The 24,909-nt window shown below is 70.2% G+C and carries 22 protein-coding genes; 13 read left to right on the top strand and 9 right to left on the bottom strand.

Annotation, left to right across the window (positions count from 1 at the left end; translation table 11 throughout):
* The first annotated feature begins 63 nt into the window (after positions 1-63).
* Complete coding sequence (locus INP57_RS18690; protein WP_200071567.1) at positions 64-1,425, top strand: cation:dicarboxylate symporter family transporter; 1,362 nt, start codon at positions 64-66, stop codon at positions 1,423-1,425.
* A complete protein-coding gene (locus INP57_RS18685; protein WP_200071566.1) occupies positions 1,422-2,771 on the top strand; it encodes a class-II fumarase/aspartase family protein in 1,350 nt (449 codons plus the stop codon). The genes INP57_RS18690 and INP57_RS18685 overlap by 4 nt, the downstream gene beginning before the upstream one ends.
* Positions 2,772-2,939: 168 nt before the next feature.
* Here INP57_RS18685 and INP57_RS18680 read toward each other — a convergent pair whose 3' ends face one another.
* From INP57_RS18680 to INP57_RS18660, 5 genes are read right to left on the bottom strand one after another with little or no spacing between them, the layout of a single operon-like run.
* Positions 2,940-4,364 (bottom strand): rhamnulokinase, encoded by a 1,425-nt coding sequence (locus tag INP57_RS18680; protein ID WP_200071565.1) that lies wholly within the window; start codon positions 4,362-4,364, stop codon positions 2,940-2,942.
* Positions 4,365-4,376: 12 nt separating this feature from the next.
* On the bottom strand, positions 4,377-6,416 hold the full coding sequence (locus INP57_RS18675) for a bifunctional aldolase/short-chain dehydrogenase (protein ID WP_307850161.1): 2,040 nt from the start codon (positions 6,414-6,416) through the stop codon (positions 4,377-4,379).
* Positions 6,417-6,448: 32 nt separating this feature from the next.
* On the bottom strand, positions 6,449-7,624 hold the full coding sequence (gene rhaI / locus INP57_RS18670) for an L-rhamnose isomerase (RefSeq protein WP_200071563.1): 1,176 nt from the start codon (positions 7,622-7,624) through the stop codon (positions 6,449-6,451).
* A complete protein-coding gene (locus INP57_RS18665) occupies positions 7,621-7,980 on the bottom strand; it encodes an L-rhamnose mutarotase (protein WP_200071562.1) in 360 nt (119 codons plus the stop codon). The genes rhaI and INP57_RS18665 overlap by 4 nt, the downstream gene beginning before the upstream one ends.
* The gene (locus tag INP57_RS18660; protein ID WP_200071561.1) at positions 7,980-9,278 is read right to left on the bottom strand and encodes an MFS transporter; all 1,299 of its coding nucleotides are present in this window, start codon (positions 9,276-9,278) and stop codon (positions 7,980-7,982) included. The genes INP57_RS18665 and INP57_RS18660 overlap by 1 nt, the downstream gene beginning before the upstream one ends.
* A 450-nt stretch (positions 9,279-9,728) precedes the next feature.
* On the opposite strand from INP57_RS18660, the gene lexA reads away from it, so the two are divergent.
* From lexA to INP57_RS18645, 3 genes are all read left to right on the top strand, one after another.
* A complete protein-coding gene (lexA, locus tag INP57_RS18655; protein ID WP_200071560.1) occupies positions 9,729-10,382 on the top strand; it encodes a transcriptional repressor LexA in 654 nt (217 codons plus the stop codon).
* A 110-nt stretch (positions 10,383-10,492) separates the two neighbouring features.
* Complete coding sequence (locus INP57_RS18650) at positions 10,493-11,437, top strand: alpha/beta hydrolase (protein WP_200071559.1); 945 nt, start codon at positions 10,493-10,495, stop codon at positions 11,435-11,437.
* 184 nt (positions 11,438-11,621) lie between these two features.
* The gene (locus INP57_RS18645) at positions 11,622-12,830 is read left to right on the top strand and encodes a cytochrome P450 (protein ID WP_200071558.1); all 1,209 of its coding nucleotides are present in this window, start codon (positions 11,622-11,624) and stop codon (positions 12,828-12,830) included.
* An 81-nt stretch (positions 12,831-12,911) separates the two neighbouring features.
* Here the strand turns inward: INP57_RS18645 and INP57_RS18640 are convergent, their stop codons facing one another.
* Both INP57_RS18640 and INP57_RS18635 read right to left on the bottom strand, forming a co-directional pair.
* On the bottom strand, positions 12,912-13,397 hold the full coding sequence (locus INP57_RS18640) for a nuclear transport factor 2 family protein (RefSeq protein WP_200071557.1): 486 nt from the start codon (positions 13,395-13,397) through the stop codon (positions 12,912-12,914).
* A complete protein-coding gene (locus INP57_RS18635) occupies positions 13,394-14,287 on the bottom strand; it encodes an LLM class F420-dependent oxidoreductase (protein ID WP_200071556.1) in 894 nt (297 codons plus the stop codon). Before INP57_RS18635 ends, INP57_RS18640 begins: the two co-directional genes overlap by 4 nt.
* A gap of 200 nt (positions 14,288-14,487) precedes the next feature.
* On the opposite strand from INP57_RS18635, the gene INP57_RS18630 reads away from it, so the two are divergent.
* The 3 genes from INP57_RS18630 to INP57_RS18620 all read left to right on the top strand — a co-directional run bounded on the left by INP57_RS18630 (position 14,488) and on the right by INP57_RS18620 (position 17,621).
* Positions 14,488-15,330: an IclR family transcriptional regulator gene (locus INP57_RS18630; RefSeq protein ID WP_200071555.1), complete on the top strand. Its 843-nt coding sequence runs from the start codon at positions 14,488-14,490 to the stop codon at positions 15,328-15,330.
* A gap of 94 nt (positions 15,331-15,424) precedes the next feature.
* Positions 15,425-16,276, top strand: coding sequence for an alpha/beta fold hydrolase (locus tag INP57_RS18625; protein ID WP_200071554.1), 852 nt, complete (start codon positions 15,425-15,427; stop codon positions 16,274-16,276).
* A gap of 160 nt (positions 16,277-16,436) precedes the next feature.
* Positions 16,437-17,621 (top strand): acyl-CoA dehydrogenase family protein, encoded by a 1,185-nt coding sequence (locus INP57_RS18620; RefSeq protein WP_200071553.1) that lies wholly within the window; start codon positions 16,437-16,439, stop codon positions 17,619-17,621.
* A 77-nt stretch (positions 17,622-17,698) separates the two neighbouring features.
* Here INP57_RS18620 and INP57_RS18615 read toward each other — a convergent pair whose 3' ends face one another.
* Positions 17,699-18,484, bottom strand: a complete 786-nt coding sequence (locus INP57_RS18615) for an SDR family NAD(P)-dependent oxidoreductase (protein ID WP_200071552.1) — start codon at positions 18,482-18,484, stop codon at positions 17,699-17,701.
* Between the two features lie 111 nt (positions 18,485-18,595).
* Positions 18,596-19,774, bottom strand: a complete 1,179-nt coding sequence (locus INP57_RS18610) for an alpha/beta hydrolase family protein (RefSeq protein WP_200071551.1) — start codon at positions 19,772-19,774, stop codon at positions 18,596-18,598.
* 151 nt (positions 19,775-19,925) lie between these two features.
* Between INP57_RS18610 and INP57_RS30085 the strand changes: the two genes are divergently transcribed.
* The 5 genes from INP57_RS30085 to INP57_RS18585 form a co-directional block, all read left to right on the top strand.
* A complete protein-coding gene (locus INP57_RS30085; RefSeq protein WP_200071550.1) occupies positions 19,926-20,549 on the top strand; it encodes a TetR/AcrR family transcriptional regulator in 624 nt (207 codons plus the stop codon).
* Positions 20,550-20,579: 30 nt separating this feature from the next.
* Entirely contained in the window at positions 20,580-21,335 is a 756-nt protein-coding gene (locus INP57_RS18600; protein WP_200071549.1) for an SDR family NAD(P)-dependent oxidoreductase, read from the top strand.
* Between the two features lie 124 nt (positions 21,336-21,459).
* A complete protein-coding gene (locus INP57_RS18595) occupies positions 21,460-22,644 on the top strand; it encodes an NADH:flavin oxidoreductase (RefSeq protein WP_200071548.1) in 1,185 nt (394 codons plus the stop codon).
* 7 nt (positions 22,645-22,651) lie between these two features.
* On the top strand, positions 22,652-24,313 hold the full coding sequence (casI, locus tag INP57_RS18590) for a steroid-22-oyl-CoA synthetase (protein WP_200071547.1): 1,662 nt from the start codon (positions 22,652-22,654) through the stop codon (positions 24,311-24,313).
* 387 nt (positions 24,314-24,700) lie between these two features.
* Positions 24,701-24,909: adenosylhomocysteinase (locus INP57_RS18585; protein WP_200071546.1), on the top strand; the 209-nt coding region annotated here is incomplete at its 3' end.

The raw sequence follows: 24,909 nt of genomic DNA, 5'->3' as shown, positions 1-24,909 counted from the left end.
GGCCCAACCGCACCGCAATGTGTCTAGACATAAAATGTGTCTAGACGCAGAGGGGTGTCGAGCATGGGATCAGCGGAGCAGCCGCCGCCGGGCCGCCGCCCGAAACGCCGCTGGTACGCGGGAATCGGCAACCAGGTGCTGATCTCGATCGCGCTGGGGATCGCCGTCGGCGCGGCGTTTCCGCAGTTCTCGGCGAACCTGAAGGTCGTCGGGGACACCTTCCTGGATCTGATCAAGATCGGGGTCGCGCCGCTGGTGTTCCTCACCGTCGTCATGGGCATCACCGCGGCGGGCGATCTGAAGAAGGCGAGCCGGACCGGGCTGGTCGCGCTGATCTACTTCGAGGTCGTCTCCACCGTCGCCCTGCTGCTCGGGCTGCTGGCGGGCAACCTCTCCGGCGTCGGCATCGGTGCCGGGGCGCTCCAGGGAGCGGGCGCGGCCGAGGAGGTCCCCTCCGGCGAAGGCGGCGACGAAGGGTTCCTCGCCACGGTCGTGCCGGACAACTTCGTCGGCGCGTTCAGCTCCGGCCATCTGCTGCAGGTCGTCGTGATCGCGGTGTTGCTCGGTATCGGCGTGCTGACCCTCGCGCCGCCGGTGCAGGCGCGGTTCACCGCGGGTCTGGAAACGGTCTCGGAAGGGTTTTTCGCGCTCATCAACGTGATCATGCGGCTCGCGCCGATCGGGACCTTCGGTGCGATCGCGTACTCGGTGGGCACCAACGGTTCGGCGATGCTGCTGGCGCTGGCCGAGCTGGTGGCGGAGTACTGGATCGTGGTGATCCTGTTCGTCCTGGTCGTGCTCGGCGGGATCTGCCTCGCGGCGGGGGTTAGCGTGCTGCGGCTGCTGCGGGCGGTGCGCACCGAGCTGACCCTGGTGCTCGGCACCGCCTCGTCCGAAGCCGGACTGCCCGGGCTGCTCAAGAAACTCCCGCGGATGGGCCTGTCCCGGCAGACGGTCGGCTTGGTGATGCCGACCGGATATGCGTTCAACCTGGACGGCACCTCGATCTACCTGGCGCTGTGCACGCTGTTCCTGGCCAACGCCTACGGCGTGCCGATGGGTGTGGAACAGCAGCTCGGGCTGCTGCTGATCATGCTGCTGACCTCGAAGGGCGCGGCCACGGTATCCGGCGGCACGTTCGTCGTCTTCGCCTCGACGGTGGCCGCCACCGGATACCTGCCGGTGGACGGGGTCGCGATCCTGTTCGGCGTCTACCGGGTGATGTCGATGGCCATTTCGGCCTGCAACACGTTCGGCAACGTCGTCGCCACCGTGGTCATCGCGCGGTTCAACGGCGACCTCGACCGCGCGCGGCTGCGCGAAGTCCTCGCCGATCCAGCCGTGCTCGACCGCGAAGCCGACGAGTCCGAGCCCGCCGAACCGTCCGCGCGCACCACAGCCGCGACCTCTGGGAGTCCACAGTGAACAGCTCAGTCTTCGATTCCTTCCTCTACCGCGACATGTTCTCCACCGCCCAGATGCGCGAGGTCTTCAGCGACACCGCGTTCGTCGCGCGCATGACCGAAACGGAGGCCGCGCTCGCTCGAGCGCAGGCGAAGACCGGTGTCGTGCCGCACGAGGCCGCGCAGACCATCACCGACTCGGTCCTTCCGGATTCGCTCGACCACGAGCGGCTGCGCGTCGAGACCGGGAACGTCGGTTACCCGGTGCTGCCGCTGGTCACCCAGCTCGCCGAGCAGTGCGGCGAGGCCGGCGGCTACCTGCACTGGGGAGCGACCACTCAGGACATCATGGACACCGCCACGATGCTGCAATGCCGCGACGGGCTCGACCTGGTCGCGGCGGCCTTGGACCGGGTGCGCGCTGCGCTGCGCCGACTGGCCGCCGAGCACGCGGACACCGTCGCGGCCGGCCGCACGCATCTGCAGCACGCGCTGCCGGTGACGTTCGGATTCCGGGCCGCCGTCTGGGTTTCGGCGCTGGACCGGCACCGCGAACGGCTCGCGCAAGCACGTGAACGGGATCTCATGGTGCAGTTCGGCGGCGCTGCGGGAACCCTCGCATCGTTGGGCGACGGCCCCGAAGGACTCGCAGTGCGGTCCGCGCTCGCGACCGAGCTAGGGCTGCGCGACCCCGGGATCACCTGGCACGTCGCGCGCGACGGGCTCAACGAGATCGTCTCGCTGCTGGCCGCGATCGGCGGCTCGCTCGGCAAGATCGGGTGGGACGTGATGATGATGTGCTCGTCGGAGTTCGGCGAACTCGCCGAGCCGTTCGTGCCCGGCCGCGGCGCCAGCTCGACCATGCCGCAGAAGCGCAATCCGATCTCCAGCGAACTGCTGGTCGCCACCGCGAAACTGCTGCGGGACAAGGCTTCTTCGATGCTCGACGCGATGATGCAGGACTTCGAGCGGGCCACCGGCCCGTGGCACCTCGAATGGGCCGCCGTGCCGGAAGCCTTCCAGCTCGCGGCTTCTTCGTTGCACCAGGCCGAATTCATGCTCGGCGGGCTCGAAGTGGACGTCGACCGGATGCGGGACAACACTTCGCGCACCGGCGGCCTCATCGTGGCCGAGGCCGTCATGATGGCCGTCGCGCCCGTGCTCGGGCGGCAACGCGCGCACGAAGTGGTCTACGACGCTTGCCGCAACGCGATCGAGCGGGGCGACGACCTCGCCCGCGAGCTGCGCCACCATCCCGAACTCGTCGAGCAGCTCGGAGAGAACCGCATCGACGAGCTCTGCGACCCGGCCAACTACCTCGGCAGCGCCCGCGCCATGACTTTCGACGTCGTCGGCCGATCGGAGTGAACGGAGCACCGCAGCTCGGAGTGAGCGGACCGTTGGACCGGCTGGATTGGACGAACGGTCCGCTCACTCGGAACGCTCCAGTGCGGGCAGCGTGGCGCCGACTCGCGCATCAGCCACGCGAACGGCGTAGGTGGGTTCGGAGCGAACGGGATTGGTCTAGCAGTCCGTTCACTCCTGGTGGAACGGGGTGTAGGTGCGCAGGTCGCAGGTGCGGCGCACGAGTGCCCGCAGGGATTCGAGGCTGCCGGTGATCGCGCCGGCGGTGCGGGCCTGCACGAGGATGTTGCCGAGGGCGGTGGCCTCGACCGGGCCGGCGATCACCGTTCGGCCGGTCCGATCGGCGGTGAGCCGGCACAGCAACGCGTTCTGCGAGCCGCCGCCGACGATGTGCACTGTGGACATTGAACGGCCGGTGAGTCGTTCGACCTGGTCGATGGAGTGCGCGTAGGCCGCCGCGAGGCTTTCCAGGATGCAGCGCACGAATTCGCCGCGGGTTCCCGGAATCGGCAGGTCGTGCTCGGCCAGCCACGCCGCGATGCGCGAAGGCATGTCGCCCGGCGGCAGGAACCGCGCGTCGTCGGTGTCGAAGACGGGGACGGCTCCAGGCGGCACCTCGGCCGCCTCGGCCAGCAGTGGCTCCAGCTCGACCGACGGGTCGGTCCTGCTCCACTGCGCGACGGACTCGCTCAGCAGCCACAGCCCCATCACGTTGTGCAGGTAGCGGATCCGGTCGTCGACACCGCGCTCATTGGTGAACTTCGCGGCACGGCCCGCTTCGGACAGCACCGGCCGGTCCACCTCGACACCGACCAGCGACCAGGTACCGCACGAGATGTAGGCGAAATCCTCGCCTTCGGCGGGCACTGCCACGACCGCGGAAGCGGTGTCGTGCGAACCCACCGCGGTGACCGGCAGCGGCCGATCGGTGCCCAGCTGCGCGCAAATCTCCGGTGAGACCTCGCCGATCCGGTCTCCCGGCGAGACCAGCGGCGGCAGCAGGCCGTGCTCGACTCCGAGCCGGTCGGTCAGCTGCCGCGACCAGTCGCCGGTGCGCACGTCGAGCAAACCCGTCGTGGAAGCGTTCGTGCGTTCGGCGACCTGCTCCCCGGTGAGCCAGTAAGTGAGCAGATCCGGGATCAGCAGCATCCGATCCGCCAGCGCCAGGAAACCCGAACGCCGGTCCGCGGCGAGCTGGAACGTGGTGTTGAACGGCAAGTGCTGCAAGCCGTTCAGCTCGTACAACTCCTGCGGAGAAACCAACTCGTGCACGGCATCGACCGCCGCGGCATTGCGGTCGTCCCGGTAGTGGTGCGGCTGGCCGAGCACGCGGCCGCCGCGCAGCAACGCGTAGTCCACTGCCCAGGAATCGATGGCCAGACCGGCCAAACTCGCTTCCCGCAACGCTGTCGCTAGCCCGTCGCACATGTCGCGGTACAGCTCCAGGACGTTCCAGTGCAGCCCGTCGCGGGTGCGCACCGGCCGGTTCGGGAACCGGGAGACGGTGCGCATCCGCAACTCGTCCGGGCCGACGTGGGCGAGCATCACCCGGCCGCTGGTGGCGCCGAGGTCGACCGCGGCCACCGCATCACTCATGCCGCCTCCTCATCAACGCAGGAACGCTGCCGCGACACCTGCGTCGACGGGCACGTGCAAACCGGTCGTATGGCTGAGATCCCCGCCCAGCAGGGCGAAAACCGCGTTCGCGACGTTTTCCGGCAGCACCTCCCGCTTGAGCAGCGTGCGCTGCGCGTAGAAGGCGCCCAGCTCGTCTTCCGGAACCCCGTACACCTTCGCCCGCTGCGCACCCCAGCCACCGGCGAAGATCCCGCTGCCGCGCACCACGCCGTCGGGATTGACCCCGTTGACCCGGATCGAGTGCGCGCCGAGTTCGGCGGCCAGCAGCCGGACCTGGTGTGCCTGGTCGGCCTTGGTGGCCGAGTAGGCGATGTTGTTCGGCCCGGCGAAAACGCCGTTCTTCGAGACGATGTAGACGATGTCGCCGCCGAGTTCCTGTTCGACGAGGACTTTCGCGGCCGCCTTGCTGACCAGGAACGAGCCCTTCGCCATCACGTCGTGTTGCAGGTCCCAGTCGGCCGCGGTCGTCTCCAGCAGCGGTTTCGACAGCGACAGCCCCGCGTTGTTGACCACCACGTCGAGTCCGCCGAAAGCCAGCACGGCCGCCTCGACCGCGGCCGCGACGGCGTCCTCGTCGGTCACGTCGGCGGCCACGCCCACGGCCACGTCCGCCGAACCGAGTTCGGCCGCTGCCTCCCGTGCCTTGGCTCGGTCGACGTCGGCGAGCACGACGTTGGCGCCGTCGCGGGCGAGTCGTGCGGCGGTGGCCTTGCCGATGCCGGAGGCGGCACCGGTGACCAGCGCGACCTTGGTCGCGAGCGGCTTCGGCGCCGGGCGCCGCTGGAGCTTCGCCTCTTCCAGGGCCCAGTACTCGATGCGGAACTTCTCACGCTCGTCGATGGGGGAGTAGTGCGACAGCGCTTCCGCTCCGCGCATCACGTTGATCGCGTTGACGTAGAATTCCCCGGCCACGCGGGCGGTTTGCTTGTCCGCGCCGTAGCTGAACATGCCCACGCCGGGAACCAGCACGATCGCCGGGTCCGCGCCTCGCATCGGCGGTGAGTCCACAGTGGCGTGCCGCTGGTAGTAGGCCGCGTAGTCGGCGCGGTATCGCTCGTGCAGCTGCCTGAGCCGCTCGGCCGATTCCTCGATCGAAGCGTTCGGGGGCACGTCCAGCACCAGCGGTTTCACCTTGGTGCGCAGGAAGTGGTCCGGGCAGCTGGTGCCCAGCTCGGCCAGCCGGGGATGCTCGGAGCGAGCCAGGAATTCGAGCACTTCCGGACTGTCGGTGAAATGCCCGACCTGGCGCTTGTCGGTGCTGACCAGCCCGCGCAGCACGGGTGCCAGCGCGGCGGCCTTCTTGCGCCGTTCGGCTTCCGGCAGCGGCTCGTAGCCGTCGAGCACCGGGCCGAACGGCCCCGGCTTGCCGTGCTCGGCGATGTATTCGGCCGCGGTGTCGATGATCCACAGCGAATTGCGTTCGCATTCCTCGCTGGTGCCGCCCCACGCGGTGATCCCGTGTCCGCCCAGGACGGTGCCGATCGCGGCCGGGTTCCGCCGCTTGATCTCGGCGATGTCCTCGCCGAGCTGCCATCCGGGGCGGCGCCACGGAATCCACACCACCTTCTCGCCGAAGATCTCGCGGGTGAGTTCCGGCCCGTCGGCGGCGGTCGCGATGGCGATCCCGCTGTCCGGGTGCAGGTGGTCGACGTGGTCGGCCTCCACCAGCCCGTGCATCGCGGTGTCGATGGACGGCGCTGCTCCGCCCTTGCCGTGCAGGGTGTGGTCGAAGGCCGCGACCATCTCGTCCTCGCGGTCCACGCTCGGGTACACATCGGACAGTGCGCGCAGCCGGTCCAGCCGCAGCGCCGCGAGCCCGTCCTCGGTCAACGTCCCGAGATCACCGCCGGAACCCTTCACCCACAGCAGATCGACCGGCGCCGCGGTGACCGGGTCGATGTCCCGTCCCTTGGCCGAAGTGTTGCCGCCCGCGTAGTTGGTGTTCTTCGGGTCGGCCCCCAGCCGGTTGCTGCGGGCGATCAGTTCTTCCTTGACTGCCCTGAAATCCACGCGGTCGTCGTCCTTTCCTGCTCGGTCGTTCATCAAGCACCCCACCCGGCCTGCGCGCCGCCGACGCGTTGCTCGGCCAAGTGCTGCTGGTGTCCGGATTCGGCGTAGGCGCGCAGCGGCTCGGCGGGCAGCCCGCGCGAGGCGCGCCATTGCGCGAGGGCCGGTCGCACATCGGTCTGGAAGGCGTCCATCAGCACCTCGTTCGCACCCAGAACATCGTGCTGTGCCTGCGCTTCGGCCAGCGCCGCGCGGTCGACCAGCAACGCGCGCGCGGTCATCTCCTGCACGTTGAGCACCGAGCGGATCTGCCCGGGGATCTTCTCCTCGATGTTGTGGCACTGGTCGAGCATGAAACGCACCGGCGAGTCCTCGTCGAGCCCGCCGCCCGCGACGACCTCGTGCAGGATCCGGAACAGCTGGAACGGATCGGCAGCGCCGACGATCAGGTCGTCGTCGGCGTAGAAGCGCGAGTTGAAGTCGAACGAGCCGAGTTTCCCCAGCCGCAGCAACTGCATCACGATGAACTCGATGTTCGTGCCCGGCGCGTGGTGCCCGGTGTCCAAGCACGTGAACGCCCGCTCGCCGAGCGCGCTGACCTGCACGAACGACGTTCCCCAGTCGGGCACGTCGGTGTGGTAGAAGGCCGGCTCGAAGAACTTGTACTCCAGCACGAGCCGCTGCTGCGCACCGAGCCGCCCGTAGATCTCGGCCAGCGACTCGGCGAGCCGGTCCTGCCGCGCGCGCAGCGAGTCCTGGCCCGGGTAGTTGGTGCCGTCGGCGAGCCAGATCTTCAGATCGGTCGAACCCGTGGCGTGCATGATGTCGATGCACCGGAAGTGGTGGTCGATCGCCTTGCGCCGCACCGCGGGATCGGAGTGCGTGAGGCTGCCGAACTTGTAGGCCTCGTCCTGGAACGTGTTGGAGTTGACCGTGCCCAGCGCGATGCCGAGTCCTTCCGCATGCGCCTTGAGCGCGGCGAAGTCGTCCACGTCGTCCCACGGGATGTGCAGCGCCACCTGCGGTGCCAGTCCGGTGAGTTCGTGCACCTTCGCGGCGTCGGCGATCTTCTCCTGCGGCGTGCGCGGCGTGCCGGGCGTGCCGAACACCTTGAACCTGGTGCCGGAGTTGCCGAACGCCCAGCTGGGCAGCTCGATGGACTGGCGAGCGAGGGTGTCGGTGATCTCGCCGAAACCAGCCGGGGTGGTCATTCTCGGTCTCCTTCGCTCGGGTCGTGCACATTGGACGCGAGTTGGTCTTCGAGGTGGAAGACCTCTTCGAGGATCGTGGCCGACCGGTCGGCGCGCCCGCCGATGAACAGCTCGGCCATGTGTTCCTCCCAGACCGCGGCGACCTGCGACGCCGCGAGGCGGGCGTCCGAGCGGTCCGCGGAGTCGGTTTCGTAGTAGCCGATCAGCAAGCCGTCGGGTCGCAGGAACAGCGAGTAGTTGCGCCGTCCGGACGCTTCGATGGCACGCAGCATCTCCGGCCAGACGGCCGCGTGCCTGCGCCGGTATTCGTCGAGGCGGTCCGGATCGACTCGCAACTGGAAACAGACTCGGGGCATCAGGCCACCACCGCGTCCGATGTGGGCGCTGTTCCGTAGCGCTCCTGCTCGATCTGGCGCAGGCTCTTGCCCCGCGTGCGCGGAGTCCACAATGTACCGATGAGCAGCGATGCGGTCAGCAGCGCGAGGATGAGCAGTCCGAGCCCGTCCAGCCCGATCCGCGTCAGCAGCACCGGGAACCACACGCTCAGCAGCCCGACCAGCACCCGCGCGGCCAGGAACAGCACTCCCTGCGCGCTGGCGCGATACCGGGTCGCGAACAGTTCGCTGGTCCACAGCCCGTAGAACGCCTGCGCGCCAACCCCGGCGGACACGCCCCAGCCGATGGCGAAGAACAGCAACGTGAAGGTGTTCGCGGGCGCGTAGATCAGCGCGGCCCAGGCGAGGATGCCGAGCGCGGCGCCGCCGCAATACAGCCATCGGCGGCTGACCCGGTCGGCGAGCAGCATGAACCCGAGGTAGGTGGCCGCGCTGGTGCAGCCCCACAGCAGGACTTGCAGCAGGTATTGCTCGGTCTCCGAGGTGACGCCTGCGGCGTCGTACACGCGCGGCTGGAAGATCCCGGCCTGCCCGGCGACGGCGTTCCACAGTGCATAGACGCCGAACAGGAACAGCAGTGCCGTCAGGTTCGCCTTCTTGCTGAACAGGCCGCGCAGGCTGCCCAGGAAGGACATCTGCGCGCCCGGTTCCTCGTTGCGGCTGCGCCAGATCTCGGACTCCGCCAGCCCGCGGCGCACCCACCAGGTCACGGCCGCGACCACGAACAGGTGCGCGAAGATCAACCGGCTGCCGAGCAGTCCGAGCGGGCCGACGAGCACGGCCAGCAGGTAGCCGATCATCGGCCCGATCGACCACGCCAGCTGCGCGGTGCCGACGTGCGCGGCCCGCTGGTGGTCGGGGGCCTCCTCGGCGATGTAGGTCCACGACGCGGTCACGCCCGCACCGACCGCGATGCCGGTGAGCACGAACGCGGTCAGCAGCATCCCGTAGGAGACGGCGAACACCGCCAGCAGCACGCCAAGCATGTACAGCAGCAGGTCGTAGGTGTAGATGAACTTCCTGCCGTAGCGGTCGCAGAGCGGTCCGCCGATGGCCGCGCCGACCGCGGCGCCGAAGGCGTTGGCGCTGAGCGAGGCCAGCAGCCCGACCGCGAGGTCGTCCAGGCCGAACCGGTCCTGCCACAGGCTCAGGCTGGTGGCGATGGCGATGATCGAGCCCGCTTCGATGTAGTTCGACATGGCGACGGCGATGGTGGCCCGCCAGCCCGTCGTGCGCTTGCTGCCTGATCGGACCCCCATTGGTCCTCCTGTCCATCGGCCTTGATGTCGCAGGCGCCGGGGTGGTGCCGCACGGTAGGTGAATCGTTTTAAAGTGCGGACCACCATAGGGGCAGGCGGTGCCGCCGACAAGGCCCCGTTCCGCTCAGCGGTGAAACTCCCGTTATATGCCGGGAAGATCGATGTCACCGCGAGCTGTTTGATCGCTGTGGGTGGGTTGCGGATCGATGTTCCCGCGGGCATGTGCTGAGTTGATGTGTAACGGTTCAATCGGATGGATCGGAGTGGCCAGCAGGTGCGCGCGAAGGCGGCTCGGTGCCGGTCACCACGCGCGGTCGCTGACGCGGGCCGCAGTGGCGGGCCGGGGCGAGGCAATCACGGGCCGGACGATGCAGCGACCGGCGAGCCGCGCGCCTCGCCGAACCCGTGCCGGTGGCTCGTTTTCCGGTGCCGGGATTTAAAATTCGGCGGATGACCGCATTCGATGATCTCGAGCACCTGGACACCTCCACGTTGCCGCCGCGCCAGCAGCGGATCCTGGTCGCGATCCGGGACTGGGTGGTGCGCTACGGATATTCGCCGAGCACCCGCGAGATCGGTGACGCGGTCGGTCTGCGCTCCTCGTCGTCGGTCTCGAAGCACCTGGCGAGCCTGGAGGAGAAGGGTTTCCTGCGCCGCGGCACCTCGGTGTCCCGGCCGATGGACGTGCGCGCTTTCCTGCACGAGCCGCGCGCGGCGGAACCGGCCGACGACTCGGTGACCGTGCCGGTGGTGGGCGACATCGCCGCGGGCGCGCCCATCGCGGCGGACGAGCACACCGACGACGTGCTGGCGCTGCCTCGCGAACTCGCCGGGCGCGGCACCGTGTTCGCGCTGCGTGTGCGCGGTGACTCGATGGTCGACGCGGCGATCTGCGACGGGGACATGGTCGTGGTGCGCCAGCAGCCCGAGGCGCATTCGGGCCAGATCGTCGCCGCCATGCTCGACGAGGAGGCGACGGTGAAGGTGTACCGCCGCCGCAACGGGCACGTCTTCCTGGAGCCGCGCAACGCGGACTACGACGTCATCGACGGTGACGAGGCCGTGGTCCTCGGCGTGGTCGTGTCGGTGCTGCGCAGCTTCTAGTTCCTCGGGGCCGCGAGTCCATAGTGGACGACGGTGCCGGGCTTCCCGATCATCGCCGCACTGGCGGCCGTCGGTAGCGTGGCCACCGGCAACGGCGACGGGAGGACACGATGGCGAAGCTCGATCTGCGCGTGCGGCTGCTCGGCCGGCTGATGAAGCTGCGGCCGGTTACGGACCTCGACGAGGCCCGCCTGCTCGAACTCCAGCAGAAGACGGTTCCGCGAAACGCCGCGACCGACCTGCTTTTCGGCGGAGTCGCCGACGGCGTGGCGCTGACCGATGGCTCGGCCGAGGGCGAGACCGGCCGAATCGCGGTCCGCAGCTACCGGCCGCGCGGTGCCACGGGCGCACTGCCGCTGGTGGTCAACTACCACGGCGGCGGCTGGACGCTGGGTTCGCTGAGCCAGTCGGACTGGTTGTGCAGCCAGGTGTGCGCCGCCACCGGCGCGGTGGTCGTCTCGGTCGACTACCGGCTCGCGCCCAAGAACCGCTGGCCCGCGGCTCCGGAGGACTGCTACGCCGCCCTGGTCGACCTGGTGGACCGGGCCGCCGAGTTCGGCGCGGATCCCGAGCGCGTCGCGGTGATGGGCGACAGCGCGGGCGGGAACCTCTCCGCGGTGGTCAGCTTGATGGCCCGGGACCGCTCCGGGCCGCGGATCTCGCACCAGGCGCTGATCTACCCGGGGGTCGACCTGACCCGCAGCAGCCCGTCGATCGATGAGAACGCCGACGCCCCGATCCTGAGCAAGGCCGACACCACCGTGTTCCGCGATCACTACCTCGGCGGTCAGGACCCGCGGCACCCTTATGCTTCGCCGCTGTTCGCGGACCTTTCCGGGCTGCCGCCCGCGCTCGTGCAGATCGCCGAGCACGATCCGATCCGCGACGACGGCGCGCGTTACGCCGCGGCGTTGCAGGAGGCCGGAGTGCCCACCCGGCTGACCGAGTACGTGGGGATGCCGCACGGCTACCTGTCGTTCCCGCGCCTGTGCCGATCGGCCCCGCAAGCCCTGGCCGAGATCTGCGCGCAGCAGCGGGCCGCGTTCGCCGGTTAGTCGCCCGCCGCCGCGGATTCGGCGCAGCTGTCGCACGTGTCGCACCGCGACGAGCCACGCCGCGGGCGGACTCGAAGCGGTTTAAATCAGCTGAATTAGATGCTACGGTGCAACTAAATGGCAGGCGCCGAACGCGGGTCCGCGAACGGCGGGCCGGTGCGACGAATTCAGCGAGGGGCGGCCGATGACCTCAGTGGAACCCAAGCGCTACCCGTTCAGCGAACCCGAACGGCTCGATCCCGAGCCGTTGTTCGCGGCGTTGCGCGCGCAGCAGCCGCTGATCCGCGTCCGGTTGCCCTACGGCGAGCCCGCGTGGCTGGCGACCCGCTACGACGACGTCAAGCTGGTGCTCGGCGATCCGCGGTTCTCCAGAGCGGCCGGGGTGGGCCGGGACGAACCGCGGTTGCGGCCGCACCTCGGCGCCACCGGCAACATCCTGAGCAAGGACCCGCCGGAGCACAGCCGGCTGCGCAGGCTGGTGATGAAGGCGTTCACCCAGCGCAGGGTGGAGCGGTTGCGCCCGCGGGCGCAGGAGATCGCCGACGGTCTGGTCGATCGGATGGTCGCGGCCGGAACTCCCGCCGACCTGGTGGAGGACTTCGCGCTGCCGCTGCCGATCACCGTCATCTGCGAGCTGCTTGGCGTGCCGTTCGAGGACCGGGCCGATTTCCGCGTGTGGTCCGATGCCTTCTTGTCCACCACGAAGTTCACGCCCGAGCAGGTGCGGGAGTGCGTGGACCTGTTGCGCGAGTACATGACCGGGCTGATCGCCGAGCGCCGCGAGCAAGGCCGGGACGATCTGCTCAGCGCGCTGGTCGCCGCGCGCGACGAGGACGACCGGCTCTCCGAGGACGAGATGCTCTCGCTGGCGGAGTCGCTGCTGGTCGCGGGGCACGAGACCACTGCATCGCAGATCCCGAACTTCGTGTACGTGCTGCTGCGGCATCCCGACCAGCTCGCGCAGCTGCGCGCCGACCTGACCGCGGTGCCGCGCGCCGTGGAGGAATTGATGCGCTTCGTCCCGCTCGGGGTCGGTGCGGGCACTCCGCGCTATGCCCTCGAAGACGTCGAACTCGGTGGCGTGACGGTGCACGCGGGTGAGCCGGTGCTGCCGACCACGACTTCGGCCAACCGCGACGAGTCGGTCTACACCGACCCCGAACGGCTCGACCTGGAGCGGGAGGCGCAAGCCAGCCACGTCGGTTTCGGGCACGGGCCGCACCACTGCCTCGGCGCGCCGTTGGCTCGGATGGAGTTGCAGGTCGCGCTGGACACGCTGCTGCGGCGGCTGCCCGGACTGCGGTTCGCCGGTTCCGAGGACGGAATCGAGTGGAAGAACGGGTTGTCCACCCGCGGACCGGCGCACATGCCGGTCACCTGGGGCGAGCATTAGGACGCTTTCCCGGTGTGCGGCTGGTACTTCGCGGAGACGCGCCTCTCCGAAACACGATCAGCAACGTGCGGCGCAGCGTGCTCACCGGTTCAGCACGCCCGCGTCCGCGAGCAGTCGCCGCGCTTCGGCCCGGCCGTCGAGGAGCCGGCTGGTGCGGCGCACCACGCGCCAGCCTTCCGGGCCGCGACGCAGTTCCCAGCGGTTCGCGGTGGCGCGCCGGACCCGGAACTCCGCGCCGTGCTTGGTGATCAGCTGCGAGTGGCAGGTCGCGACCGCGTGATCGCCGTCGAGCACGACGTGCGGGAGTCCGGCGAAGTGCGCGCAGCCGTCGGTGATCAGCCGTTGGTGCGCTCCGGAACGGACCATCGCGGAAAGCTGGGCGTGCCCGTGCATTCCCCCGGTGTCGACGTCGTAGTCACCGTCGGCTTCCCACAGCTGGGCCACGGCTTCGGCGCTACCGCTGTCCACGAGCGGGCCGTAGGCGGCGATCAGCCGGGTGATCGCCGCTTCGTCCTCCAGCGCGCGCAACCGGCGCTCCAGCAGTTCGAGGCGTTGCACATCGGTCATCGTGTTCCGTCCGATCTCGCGTAGTCGAACGAGAATCCGAGTTCCCGCCCGATTTCGCGCAACGCGGCCAGCTGTTCGCAGTAGTGCTCCGCGGAAGCCGCGGTGATCCGCACGCCGGCGATGGTCGCCCCGGCTTCGCGCAGCCGATCCAGTGCGCGGGCGGCCGATGCCGCGGCGCCGGTCGGATCCAACGCATGGTTCGGGCTCAGCACGACGTCGAACCCGGCAGGCGGCTCGGCCCGCGCCAGCAGCGAGGAAATCTCCGCCAGCGGCAGGCCGAACGGCACCCACCCGTTGCCGAGGGTGAGTGCGCGCCGCAACGAGCGGCGGGTGCGCCCGCCGACCCACATCGGGACTTCGTCCTGGACCGCGTGCGGTTCGACCACCACGTCGTCGAAGTCGTAGAACTCGCCGTGAAAAGCCGCCTCGCGGGCGGAAAGGCAGGCGCGCAACGCCCGCATCGCCTCGTCGGCCCGCGCGCCGCGGTCGTCGAACGGTGCACCGAGCAGGTCGAACTCCGCCCGCAGGCTGCCGACTCCGACGCCGAGCACGAGCCTGCCGCCGCTGAGGCGATCCAGCGTGCCGTAGCGCTTCGCGATGGCGAGCGGATGGTGGTAGCTGAGCACCACGACCTGAGTCGCCAGCCGGATGCGGCCGGTGTGCGCGGCGAGGTTGCCGAAGGTCGCCAGCGGGTCCCAGTAGGTGCCGCCGCGCTGCGCGGCGTCCTCGGCGGGAACCGCGACGTGCTCGCTGCAGGTGAGGTGGTGGAAGCCGAGGCGATCGGCGGTCGCCGCGATCAGGGCGAGCTGGTCGATGCCCGCCTCGCGCTCCCACTCGTCGTGCGAGCCGGGCAGTTGCACCACGACCGGCGTGACGATCCCGATCCGCACTGCCGACCTCCCTGAACACGCATGGAGAACGTGTTTCTACAACGGTGCACGTTGCGGCGCTTCACGATGTCCCGTTCAGCGGGAGTTTCCCGTGCTGCGCGGGCTTTCTCGGCGCCGGTGACGCCTTCCTCCGCTCGCGGCGCGCTGTTAGGTTGGCTACCAGAATTCGTTTCAATTCCGGTTGGCTCGGGAGGTCGACGATGACCGCTGGCAGTTCCCCGACCGCGGCCGGTCCGCCGCACTCGATGGTCGAGCGGATGACGCTGATCATGGACACCTTCGACGGACGCAACCACCACCGGAGCCTGGAGGACATCGCGCGGTTCAGCGGGCTGCCCCGGTCGACGACGCACCGGATCCTCAACCAGCTCGCCGGGCTGGGATGGCTGGAGCACACGTCGTCCGGATACCGGCTCGGCAGGCGGGTGCTCGACCTCGCGGGGCCGGATGGCGAGCACGGTGCGATCCGCGAAGCCGCCGCGGCGGTGCTGCACGAACTGCAGACCCGCACCGGCATGGTGGTGCACTTGGCGGTGCTCGCCGGGTCGGAGGTGTGCTACCTGGACAAGGTCGGCGGTCCGGCCGCGGCCGCGGTGCCTTCGCGGGTCGGCGGCCGCGCGCCTGCGCACTCGACGGCGCTGGGCAAGGCGATGCTGGCGGTGCTGGAACCGGAACAGGTCGATTCCCGCGTGGCAGGCCGGATGACCCGGTTGACCAGCAGCACCATCGGTGACGCGGCAGGACTGCACGCGGAGCTGAGCCGGATCCGGCAACGCCGCGGACTCGCCTACGAACGCGGGGAATGCGCTCCCGGCATCGCCTGCGTCGCGGCCACCGTGCACGGCCCCGACGGTTCGCTCGCGGCGTTGTCGGTCGTCGGCGGTCCGGCCGCGCCGCTCGAGGCGCTCGGCCCGCTGGTGCTGAACGCGGCCCGCCGCGTTTCGCTGAACCTGGCCCCGGAACCGCCGAACCAGCGGCCGGCCGGTGCCCCGCAGCCCGCGGACCGGCTGGTCGCCGCCCGCGAGCCGGGCGGCTCGGGCTGACCGGGGGCGCTCCCGCTGATCGGGACTGCGGCTCCGCCGCACGCGGGCGCGGCAATACCGTCCACCGGCAGGCGCGATGGGCTGAGGACGGGACATGGACCACGAGTCGACGGCGCGGGAACTGGCGACGGATCAGGGAGTGCTGCGCTACCACGAGGCGGGCGAGGGCCCGCCGCTGCTGTTGCTGCACGGTTCCGGTCCGGGCGTGACCGGCTGGCGGAACTTCCGCGGCAACCTCCCGCGTTTCGCGGAGCGATTCCGCTGCCTGGTGCTGGAATTCCCCGGTTTCGGCGTCAGCGACCCGACCGACGAGCACCCGATGCTCGCGGCGGGCAACGCGGTGCTGCGGTTCCTGGACGGGCTCGGGCTCGATCAGGTCGACGTGATCGGCAACTCCATGGGCGGGCTCGTCGCCACCCGGGTCGCCATCGCGGCTCCGGAGCGCGTCCGCAGGCTGGTGACCATCGGCGGCGTCGGCGCGCAACTGCTCAGTCCCGGGCCGGGCGAGGGGATCAAGCTGCTCGCGGAGTTCACCGACGAGCCGACCAGGGAGAAGCTGGTCCGCTGGCTGCGTTCGATGGTGCACGACCAGTCGCTGGTCACCGAGGAACTCGTCGAGCAGCGCTGGGCGCAGGCCACCGATCCGGACACGCTCGCCGCGGCCCGCCGGATGTACAGCAGCAAGGCGCTGGCCCGGCAGGCCGAGGCGATGGCCGCTTCGGACGCGCCGCCGTACTGGTCGCAGCTGCACAAGGTGCGTGCTAGGACGTTGCTGACGTGGGGCCGGGACGATCGGGTCAGCCCGCTGGACATGGCCCTGGTGCCGATGCGCACCATTCCGGCCGCCGAGCTGCACGTGTTCCCGGACTGCGGGCACTGGGTGATGATCGAGCAGCAGGAGGCGTTCGAAAGCGCCGTGCTGGCCTTCTTGGGCCGGGAGGGCTGAAGGCGTCGGTCCGTTGTGGACGGACGGGGTCGTGCCCTGATTCCGCGCGGCACCGCCACCGGCGTGCATCGGCGATATCGCGCCGTAGCGCGGTTTCCGGCGGTGCCACGACGCGTGACATGACGGTCCTATGTGGATAGAAGGCCGGAAGTGGGAGGACATGGGCATTCAGGTGGTCGAGGCCGTCTCGGCTGCAGCGGACCGGATCCGCGAGCAGGCTCCGCGCAACGAGGCCGCTGGCAAGCTGACCGGCGAAGCCGCGGCCGCGTTGCGCGAGTGCGGCGTGATCCGGATGCTGCAGCCGCGCGAGCACGGCGGCATGGAAGCGCACCCGCGCGAGTTCGCCGAAGCGGTGCTGGCCATCGCCGCGCTGGACGGTTCGACCGGGTGGGTCGCCGGGATCGTCGGCGTGCACCCGTGGGAGATGGCGCTGGCCGACCCGGCTCTGCAGCAGGCCATCTGGGGTCCGGACCAGGACACCTGGATCGCCTCGCCGTACGCGCCGATGGGCGTGGCACGGCCCGTCGACGGCGGCTACTTCTTCAGCGGGCGCTGGCAGTTCTCCTCCGGAACCGACCACTGCGACTGGATCTTCCTCGGCGGCCGCGTTGCGGAACCGGACGGCACGCTACCCGAAGCGCCGGAACACCTGCACCTCGTCCTGCCGCGTGCGGACTACGAGATCGTCGAGGACTCGTGGGACGTGGTGGGGCTGCGCGGCACCGGCAGCAAGGACATCGTCGTCGCGGACGCGTTCGTCCCGGCGCAGCGCGTGATCCCCTTCCGCAAGCTCGTCGACGGCACCGCCGCGCGGGAGGCCGGACTGGCGAACCCCACCTACCACGTGCCGTTCTCCTGCGCGTTCCCGCTCGGCATCACCGCGGCGGTCGTCGGCATCGCGGAGGGCGCGCTCGAACACCACCTCGCCTACCAGCGCGGCCGCACCCAGATCACCGGGACCAGGATCAAGGACGATCCGTACGCGCTGACCGCCATCGGCGAAGCCGCCGCGGAGATCTCCGCGTCCCGGACCGCCCTGCTGGACAACGCTTCCCGGATGTACGACCTGGTCGCCGCTGGGCACGAAGTCACCTTCGAACGGCGCGCGATCGGGCGCCGCGAGCAGGTGCAGGCGGCATGGCGCGCGGTGCGGGCGGTCGACGAGATCGTCGCGCGGTCCGGTGGGAACGCGATGCGGTCGGACAACCCGATGCAGCGCTTCTGGCGCGACGCGCACATGGGCCTGGCGCACGCGATCCACGCGCCCGGAGCGGTGCTGCACGCCTCGGCGCTGGGGCAGCTGGGGCTGCAACCGCCTCCGGGCCCGTTGCGCAACATGATCTGACTGCGGAGCGAGTGAACGGCCTGCTCGTCCAATCTATTGGGACGAACGGTCCGTTCACTCCAGGTGGAAGACGCCGCTCAGCCGCCGATCAGGCGCCGGGTCGCCTCGTGCGCGGCGAGGATCCGGTCCGCGCGGGGGAATTCGTTGCGCTTGCGCGCCGCCCGCTCGTTGCCACCCGCGATCCGCACCGGACCGTCCGCGAGGTGCTCGAGACCCTCCCGCGCCACGTCATCGGGTTCGGCGACGTCGAGCCCGGGCAGGTCCAAGCGCAACCCGGCGCGCTGCATCGCCGGGGTCCTCGTGACGCCGAGCACCAGTTCCAGCACGTGCACGTCGAACTCGCGCAGCTCCAGCCAGAGTCCTTCGGCGAAGACCCGGCCGAACGCCTTCACCGCGGAGTAGACGCTGATCTCGGCCTGGCCCATGAACCCGGCCATCGACCCGACCAGCAGGATTCCGCCGCGCCGCCGGTTCTTCATCGCCTCGCCGAAGTGCCGCGCCAGCGCGAGCTGCGCGGTGATGTTCAGGTCGATGACCTCGCGCGTGCGGTCCGGATCGCCGGTGACGAACTCGTGCCCGTAGGTGTTCGCGCCCGCGTTGAAGATCAGCAGGCCGACTTCGAGGTCATCGGTCGCGGCGTGGATCTCGTCCAGCGCGGCCGGGTCGAGCAGGTCGAGTTCGAGCGTGCGGGCCTCGGCTCCGGCGGCGCGCACCGCTTCGGCCGTGGCTCGCAGCGGTTCCGGTTTGCGGGCGATGAGCACGCTGTTGATGCCGGCATCGGCCAGTCGCCGCGCGAACGACTCGCCGACGCCTTCCGAACCTCCGGCGATGACGGCCCACGGGCCGTAGGTCGAGCGGTCCATTGCTTGCGCCTTTCGACTGCTTCCGGTGTGCGGCCGTGCTCTTTCCGGTTGCGGAACATAAGTGCGCGCGCTCGCCGCCACCGACGCGATCTCGCTGGCCGGGACCGGTGCTCAGGTGCACGTGCCCGCAGGCGGCCGTCCGGCGCGGACCGCGTCCACGAACCGCTCGGCGTCCGGCAGGGACTCGGCCAGCACCTGCCGGTGCTCGGCACCGTCGTAGACCCGGTAGCTGACCTGCCCAGAACGGCGGCACAACATTCCGACGAGCTGATCCGTCCCCGGCTTGCCGACCAGCGCGTCGTCGGTGCCCTGCAGGACCAGCGTCGGTACGCCGAGGGCCAACCGGCTCGGATCCTGGCTGCGCAGGTACGCGGTGAGCGGACCGAGCTCGGCGTCGTCCCGGAACACCCGCTGGGGCCGCATCCGCGCCGCGGCCTCCCGGACGTCGTCCTGGCAGCCGGTGCGACCGACCTCGAGCAGCGGGCGGATCTCGTCGGCGACCAGCTCGTCCGCGGCGATGCCGGGGTCGGCCGCGGCCGCGCCGAGCAGCAGCGGGGACAGGAACGGCAGCGCGGCGGTCACCTCCGGAGTTCCGGCCCGGGCGCGGAAGAACTCCGCGGTCCGGTCCACCTGGAAACCGCCGGGCGCGATCGCCACTGCGGCACGCAGCGGCACCTCCGAACGAACCCGTTCGGCGGCCGCGAACAGCGCCGCCTGGCCGCCTTGGCTGTGCCCCATCGCGAACCAGTCCGCGCCGATGCCGGGGTTCGCCCGCCGCGCGGCGCGCACGATGTCGACGACCGTGTTCGCCTCGCTCACGCCGTTGAGGTAAGGGTGCTCGCCGGGCGTGCCGAGACCTTCGTAATCGGTACGCACCACCGCGTAACCGGCCGCGACCCAGCGGTCCAGAACCTGGTCGACGAGTCCGACGTAGGAGTGCGCCGGTCCGCCAGGACGGTCCGCGGACGGGGCGCAGGCATCCGCGGTGCCGGTGGTCCCGTGCGCCCAGCTGATCACCGGCCAGCCGCCCGGTGGTGGCGCGGCGGGAACCGAGACCGTTCCCGTCACGGTGATCGGCTCGTCCCGCGCGTTCGCGGAGCCGTAGGTGATCAGCGCTTCGCTGCGCGCGCTGGGCAGCCTTCGGTGGTCGAGCTCGACCGCGCTCGACAGGCTTCCCCGCGTCGGGGCGAGCTCCGGCTCCTGCCGGACACCTCCGGAGGAGCAGCCGGAGGCGGTCAAGCCGACCGCGAGCAGCGCGGTGAGCACGTGGTTCGCGACAGACCGGAGCATGCGGTCCTCCCGGGCCGGATTCGCTGCCGCCGAAGAAAACCGCGCCGCGGCGTCCCGGCGGCGGTCCGGTCCCACTCACCGGTACCGGCCCGGCCGGCGCCGGTCCGAGTCGGATACACATGGGCCGGACGAGGCGAACGGAGGGGTGCCAGTGCCGCGCATCGCCGAGGCGAGGACGGCTGCGGAGCCCAGCTCACCCGGCCAGGTCGAGCGGCGCGAGCGCATCCTGCGCGCCGCCGCGCACATCGGCGCGGAGAAGGGCCTCGAGCGGGTGCAGATGCACGAGGTGGCGAAGGACGCCGGGGTCGCCATCGGAACGCTCTACCGCTACTTCCCGTCCAAGACCCACCTGTTCACCGCGGTGATGGCCGACCGGGTCGAGCGCTTCGACGAGCGCACCCGGTCCGGTCCCGACCCGGCTGCCGAACCGGCGGAAGCGGTCGCGCAAGTCCTGGTCAGCGCCAGCCGGGAGCTGCTGCGCAAGCCAACGCTCGCGGTGGCCATGCTGCAGTCGTCGAACACCGCGAACGCCGCGACGGTGCCCGACGTCGGCCGGATCGACCGGACCTTCCGCGGCCTGATCCTGCGGGTGCTGGGCATCCGGACGCCCACCGCGCAGGACATGGCGCTGGTGCGGTTGCTGCTGCAGCTCTGGTACGGCGTGCTGCAGGCCAGCCTCAACGCACGAGTGTCCATTGTGGACGCGGAGTCCGACATCCGGATGGGCGCCGAGCTGCTGCTGGCGCCGCGCTCGAACTCATGCGACCGGAGCTGACCGCCCGCGGAGGCGAGACAGGAGGCCACGATGGGAGATCTCGACGGCAAGGTCGCGATCGTGACCGGCGCGGGCCAGGGCGTGGGCCAGGGGATCGCGTTGGCGCTGGCCGGCGCCGGTGCGTCCGTGGCCGTGCTGGGCCGCACGGAGTCGAAGCTGGCGCGGACCTGCGAACTGGTGCGCGAACGCGGTGCGAACGCGGCGCCGTTCGGCTGCGACGTCACCGATCTGGACGCGATCCCGGGGCTCGTCGCGGACGTCGTCTCGGCCATGGGCGGCGTGGACATCCTGGTGAACAACGCTTACTCCGGCCTCTTCGGACCGCTGCTGTCCATGAAGGACAACGACTTCCAGCGAGGATTCCGAAGTGGACCGTTCGCCACCTTCGCGTTCATGAAGGCGTGCCATCCGCACCTGGCCGAACGCGGCGGGAACATCATCAACCTGGTGACCTCCGCGATGGTGCGCTGGGATCCGTCGAACTACGGCGCCTACGCGGCGGCCAAGCAGGCGATCCGATCGCTGACCCGCACCGCCGCCGCGGAATGGGGACCGGACGGGATCCGGGTCAACTGCATCGCCCCGCACGCGCTGTCGCCGAGTCTGGAGGCGTGGGCCGAGGCGAGACCGGCCGAGGCGGCGGAATTCCGCAAGACGATCCCGCTGCGGTACGTCGGCGACTGCGAACAGGACATCGGCGAGGCAGTGGCGATGCTCGTCGGCCCGCAAGCTCGGTACCTGACCGGAGCCACCATCCCCCTCGACGGCGGCCAGGCGGATTTCTGAGCGCCTGCCTAGACGAAGTTCAAACCGCAGTCCGCACTCCCGGTCAGCAGGATCGCGACCCGGACCCGGCGGCGCTGCGGGCTAGCTTGGCGTGGCGTCCGCGCAACCGAACGGAGGTTCCCGAGTGAGCGAGCCGCAGTCCGCACCCGACCCGCTGCAACCCGCCCGGCTCGGCCCGGTGACGCTGCGGAACCGGGTGCTCAAGGCAGCCACTTTCGAAGGCAGGACGCCGAAATCGCTGGTGTCCGACGACCTGATCGAGTTCCACCGCCAGGTCGCGGCCGGGGGCGCCGGGATGACCACGGTCGCCTACTGCGCGGTGTCGCCGGACGGGCGCTCGGCCAAGCACCAGCTGTACTGGCGTCCCGAGGCGCTGCCGGGGCTGCGCCGCCTCACCGACGCGGTGCACGACGAAGGGGCCGCGGTGTCGGCCCAGCTCGGGCACGCCGGTCCGGTCGCACCGGCGTTGGAGCTCGGATCTCCGGCGCTGTCGGCGTCCCGCCGGCTGCACGCCGCGAGCATGAGCCTGACCAAGGCCGCCTCCGCCGCCGACATCGACCGGATCGCCAGGCAGCACGCCGAGGCGGCCGAGCAGGCGATCGAGTGCGGCTTCGACGCGGTGGAACTGCATTTCGGGCACAACTACTTCATCAGCTCGTTCCTGAGCCCGAACCTCAACCGCCGCAAGGATTCCTACGGCGGCGAGCTGCGCAACCGGGCCCGTCCGGCGTTGCAGACCGCCCGCGCGGTGCGGGACGCGGTCGGGGACCGGATCGCGGTGCTGGCGAAGCTGAACATGGACGACGGGGCGCCCGGCGGGTTCTGGGTCGACGAGGCCGCGCAGGTCGCGCGCTGGCTGGAAGCCGACGGCAGCGTCGACGCGATCGAGCTCACCGCGGGCAGTTCGTTGCGCAACCCGATGTACCTGTTCCGCGGCGACGCGCCGCTGCAGGAGTTCGCCGGTGCGATGAAGCAGCCCGTCAAGCTCGGCGTGCAACTGGTCGGCAAGGCCCTCATCCGCAGCTACCCGTACGAAGATGCGTTCTTGCTGGAACAGGCCCGCCAGATCCGCGCTGCCGTCCGGCTGCCGCTGGTGCTGCTCGGCGGCATCACCAGTAAGGAAACCATGGACCTGGCGATGTCCGAGGGCTTCCAGTTCGTGGCGATGGCCCGCGCGCTGCTGCGCGAACCGGACCTGATCAACCGAATTCAGGCGGGCGAACGCGACAAGTCGTTGTGCATCCACTGCAACAAATGCATGCCGACGATCTACCGGCGGACCCGCTGCGTGCTCGTGCCCGAGGGGTGAGCGGCCGATGGAACGGACGATCGCCGACCAGCTGTTGGCGCGGCAGGGCGACCGCAAGGCGGGGCTGCGCACCAGAGAGCGCACCTGGAGCTGGGACGAGGTCGTACAGGAGAGCGCGGCCCGGGCGGCCATCGCCCGCGAGTTCCGCGCCGACGGCCCGTTCCACATCGGCGTGCTGCTGGAGAACGTGCCGGAGCACATCTTCTGGCTCGGCGGTGCCGCACTGGCCGGAGCGACCATCGCCGGGATCAACCCGACGCACCGAGGTGCGGACCTGGAAGCTCAGGTCCGGCATGTCGACTGCCAGCTGATCATCACCGACCGGACCGGTTGGGACCGGCTGGCCGGGCTCGACATCGGCGTCCCGCCGGAGCGGTTCCTGCTGGTCGACGAGCCCGGGTACGGCGAACTCGTCACCGCGCACGCCGAACCGCCGCATGCCCACGACGGCGTCGACGAGTCCGCGCTGTTCCTGCTGCTGTTCACCTCCGGCACCACCGGGACCTCGAAAGCCGCGCGGTGCACGCAAGGACGGCTCACCCGCCTCGGCTACGCCACCGGCGAGAAGTACGGCGTCACGGCCGACGACGTCTGCTACTGCTGCATGCCGCTGTTCCACGGCAACGCGCTGATGGCGCTGTGGGCTCCGGCGCTGGCGGCGGGTTGCACCGTGTGCTTGACGCCGAAGTTCTCCGCTTCCCGGTTCATCGACGACGTCCGGTACTTCGGCATCACGTACTTCACCTACGTCGGAAAGTCCATCGCCTACCTGCTCGCGACACCCGAACGCGACGACGACGGCGACAACACGCTCACCCACGCCTTCGGCACCGAAGCGTCCCCGGAGGACCAGGCCGAGTTCGCCCGCCGCTTCGACTGCGTGCTCCAGGAGGGCTACGGCTCCAGCGAGGGCTCCGGGCACGTCCGCAACGATCCGGACGCGCCGCCGGATTCCCTGGGCAAGCCGTCCAGCGAAGCGGTGGCCGTGGTCGATCCGGACACGTTGGGCACCTGCCCGCCCGCCCGGCTGGACGAGTACGGGCGGCTGCGCAACCCGGGCGAGGCGATCGGGGAGATCGTCGACAAGGCGGCCGCCGCCCGGTTCGAGGGCTACTACAAGAACGAAACGGCCGATGCGCAGCGGGTCCGCAACGGCTGGTACTGGACCGGTGATCTCGGCTACCTCGACGAGCGCGGTTTCCTGTACTTCGCCGGCAGGCAGGGTGACTGGATCCGGGTCGACGGCGAGAACTTCTCCGCGCTGCTGGTGGAACGGGTGCTGCGGCGGCACCCGGACGTCGTGCTGGCCGCGGCGTTCGCGGTTCCCGATCCGCGCACCGGCGACCGGGCCATGGCGGCCGTCGAACTGCGCGGCGGTGCCGAGTTCGACCCGGCGGAGTTCGCCGGTTTCCTCACCGCGCAACCGGATTTGGGAACCAAGGCGGTGCCGCGGTTCCTCCGCGTCTCGACCGGACTCCCGACCACGGGATCGGACAAGCTGCGCAAGAACGTGCTGCGCGAGCGGGCCTGGCGGTGCGCGGACCCGGTGTACTGGTGGACCGGCCGGGGCGGCCCGGACTACCGCTTGATGAGCGACGAGGACAAGTCCGCGCTCGAAGCCGAGTTCGCCGCGCACGGGCGGCAGCGCGTGCTCCCCGCGGATTCCTGAGCACGCCCGCGCGGGGGTCGGGAGCGGCGTTGACGCGTCGCTGCGGAGCCTGCCACACTTGATGCCAAATCGATCTCGGGCTGCAATCGAGCCACCCTGCGACCCAGTCAGGTCGTGGTGTCGGCCGATGGTCGAGAGGCGCTGCAACGGACCAAGTCCGCCACGCTCGACCACCGGTGCAGCCGGAAGGACGGTGAAGGGCGCCTCCGAGAGGAGGCGCCCTTTTCGCATTTCGGCCGACCGGTGTTGCCGCGGAAGCAGGGGCGCTTCTGCGAGCACTCGTTCGCTTTCCCGCGCACGGCGCGGAAGTCTTTCAAGCCATGCGCTCGTGGTGCGTGCGGCACCACGCGCCGTGGCCAACTCGCTGAGGAACGGAGCTGAAGAATCATGAGCGTTAATTTGCAGAAGGTCAATGGCCTCGATTTCGCCGTTGCTGATCTGGGTTTGGCCGAGTCGGGTCGGCATCAGATTCGGTTGGCGGAGCATGAGATGCCGGGTTTGATGGCGACTCGCCGGGAGTATGCGGATTCGAAGCCGTTGAAGGGCGCGCGGATCGCAGGTTCGTTGCACATGACGGTGCAGACGGCGGTGCTCAT

Origin of the sequence: Saccharopolyspora galaxeae, from assembly GCF_016526145.1 — a bacterium.
GTDB classification, from domain to species: Bacteria; Actinomycetota; Actinomycetes; order Mycobacteriales; family Pseudonocardiaceae; genus Saccharopolyspora_C; species Saccharopolyspora_C galaxeae.
Note: the sequence above shows the minus strand (reverse complement) of the source record. Positions and strands in the feature narration are given on the sequence as shown.